This window comes from Kocuria sp. CCUG 69068, assembly GCF_020833785.1.
GTDB classification, from domain to species: Bacteria; Actinomycetota; Actinomycetes; order Actinomycetales; family Micrococcaceae; genus Kocuria; species Kocuria rosea.
The window spans coordinates 1-2,827 of the sequence record NZ_PDDL01000197.1 but is presented as its reverse complement, the minus strand read 5'-3'; the positions used below and the strand labels follow the sequence as shown (position 1 = coordinate 2,827).

The 2,827-nt window shown below is 73.6% G+C and carries 2 protein-coding genes; one reads left to right on the top strand and one right to left on the bottom strand.

The features are described from left to right. Nucleotides 1-164 precede the first annotated feature (164 nt). Entirely contained in the window at nt 165-623 is a 459-nt protein-coding gene (locus CRM73_RS18760) for a DUF2243 domain-containing protein (RefSeq protein ID WP_176337725.1), read from the bottom strand. 139 nt (nt 624-762) lie between these two features. Between CRM73_RS18760 and pepN the strand changes: the two genes are divergently transcribed. Then, nucleotides 763-2,827 (top strand): aminopeptidase N (gene pepN / locus CRM73_RS18755; protein ID WP_229588739.1); only part of this gene is annotated, 2,065 nt, incomplete at its 3' end.

Sequence of the window (2,827 nt, the reverse complement as noted above, 5' to 3'; positions counted from 1 at the left end):
GGCGCACAGCAGTCCCGCGCACCACAGCACCGTCCGGTGCGCCGGCCACGGGCCGCGGTGCCGTGCCGCCCACAGCCCCGCGGCCCAGCCGGCGGCGCCCAGGACGAGCAGGGCGAGCACGGTCGCGTCGAAGAGCGCCCAGCCGGTGGTCCCGTGGTCGTGCGTCATCGGCGCGGGCGGGCGGTCCGGTGCGGTCGGGTCAGGCGCAGGAGCAGGAGTCCCGCGGCGAGCGCGAGCACGGCCGTGCCGATCCAGGTGGTGTCGTAGACCAGCAGGTCCACGTCGTAGCGGATCTGGTGGATCCTGAGCACCTTGTGCAGGACCACGCCGTCGACGAGCTGGAACGCGCCGAGGCCCGCGAGCAGCCCCCCGGTCCAGCGGCCCCAGGACATGGCGCCGCGGCGGCGGATGTCGGCCAGCAGGAAGAGGGAGCCCACGGTGACGAACCAGCCGAAGGCGTGGAAGAGCCCGTCCGAAGCGAGGGCGACACCGGTGGTGGAGAGGTCGTAGAAGTGGTGCCAGTGCAGGAACAGGTGGAAGACGGCGAGGTCCACCACGGAGGCGGCGATGCCCGCCCCCAGCAGCGCGCCGGCGATCACCGTCCGGCGGTCCTGGTCGGCCATGGTGTCCTCCTGGTGCGGGCGGGCGGGGTTGCGACCCAGCCTACGGCCGCCCGGGGCCCGGCCGTCCAGACCCGGATTGTCCGCGGCCCGGCACGGCAGGGCCCGGCGGGCGGACCGGCCCGGGTGGTTCAATGGCACGGTGCGCAACGACAACCTGACCCGCCGCGAGACCGCCGACCGTTCCGAGCTCGTCGCCGTGGAGAGCTACGACGTCCTGCTGGACCTGTCCACCGCGCCGGACCCGGAGGCGGACTCGTTCCGGTCCGTGACCACGGTGCGCTTCGCCGCGGAGGAGGGCGCCCAGACGTTCCTGGACTTCATCGGCCGCTCCGTGGAGTCGGTGACGGTCAACGGCCGGGAGCTGGACCCGGACGACGTCGTGGAGGGCGCCCGGATCCGGCTGCCGTCCCTCGAGGCGGCCAACGAGGTCACGGTGGCCGGGCGGGGGCTGTACTCCCGCTCCGGGGAGGGGATGCACCGGTTCGTGGACCCGGCCGACGGCCGGGTCTACCTGTACACCCAGTACGAGCCGGCGGACGCCCGCCGGGTCTTCGCGAACTTCGAGCAGCCGGACCTCAAGGCGTCCTTCCGGTTCACGGTCCTGGCCCCGGACGGCTGGCAGGTCTCCTCCAACGGGGTGCGCATGGCGGCGTCCCCCGCCCCGGAGGCCGAGCGGCCCGGGGCGGTGCGCCACGAGTTCGCCCCCACGGAGCGGATCTCCACGTACATCACCACGGTGCTGGCGGGCCCGTACCACCGGGTGGCGGGCGAGTGGCGGCACTCCTTCGAGGACGGCAGCCGCATGTCCGTGCCGCTGGCCCTGTACTGCCGTGCCTCGCTGGCCGAGCACCTCGACGCGGCCACCGGCGCCCGCGAGCTGTTCGACCTCACCCGGCAGGGACTGACGTTCTTCACCGAGCTGTTCGGCTACCCGTACCCGTTCGGGAAGTACGAGCAGGCGTTCGTGCCCGAGTACAACCTGGGTGCCATGGAGAACCCCGGGCTGGTGACCTTCACCGAGGAGTACCTGTTCCCGGACGGGGCCACCCGCGCCCAGTACCAGGGGCGGGCGAACACCCTCATGCACGAGATGTCCCACATGTGGTTCGGGGACCTCGTCACCATGACGTGGTGGGACGACCTGTGGCTCAAGGAGTCCTTCGCCGAGTTCATGGGGGCGCACGCGTCGGTGCAGGCCACGGATTTCGAGGAGGCGTGGATCGCGTTCGCGGACCGCCGGAAGGCCTGGGCCTACCGGCAGGACCAGCTGCCCACCACGCACCCGGTGGTCGCCGACATCCACGACCTCGAGGCCGCCCGGCAGAACTTCGACGGCATCACCTACGCCAAGGGCGCCGCGGTGCTCAAGCAGCTCGTGGCGTTCGTGGGCTACGGCGCGTTCGTCGACGCGTGCCGCGCCTACTTCCGCCGCCACGCCTACGGGTCCACCACCCTGGAGGACTTCCTGGCCGTGCTCGAGGAGGCCTCCGGGCGGGACGTGCGCGGCTGGGCGGAGTCCTGGCTGGGCACCTCCGGCGTCACCTCGCTGGCCCTGGACCTCGCCCGGGACGACGACGGCACCGTCACCTTCGCGGCGCTGCTCCAGGACCCCGGCGCCGGGGTGCTGCGCCCGCACCGGCTGCTGCTCGGCGGCTACGAGCGCGGTCCCGGGGACGTCCTGGTGCGCACCGGCACGGTCAGCGTGGACCTGCCCGCCGAGTCCTCCGTGGAGGTCCCCGAGCTCGTGGGCTCGACCGCGCCGCTGCTGGTGGTCAACGACGAGGACCTCACCTACGCCAAGACCCGCCTGGACCCGCTCTCGCTCACCACGGCCCTGAGCTCCCTGTCCTCCGTGGAGGACGACATGGCCCGCGCCCAGCTGTGGTCGGGGCTGTGGAACGCCACCCGGGACGCCGAGCTCGACCCCGGGGACTGGGTGGGCGCCGTCCTGGACCACGGCTTCGCCGAGCCGCAGACCGGAATGTTCTCCACCGCCGTGGACCACGCCGTGGAGGCCGTCGAGCGCTTCACCCCGACCGCCCGGCGGGCCCGGCTTCGGGGCCGGCTGCTAGACGCCGCCGTCCGGGAGCTGCGCCGGGCGGATCCGGGCAGCGACCGGCAGCTGGCCCTCGCCCGGCTCACCGCCCGCACGGCCCGGCGCGACGGCAGCCACGCCGGATGGTTGCGCGACCTCCTGGGCGGGC

What these genes read in the sequence shown, in the direction of transcription:
- CRM73_RS18760 (WP_176337725.1), bottom strand. Translation starts at nt 623, where the DNA reads ATGGCCGACCAGGACCGCCGGACGGTGATCGCCGGCGCGCTGCTGGGG.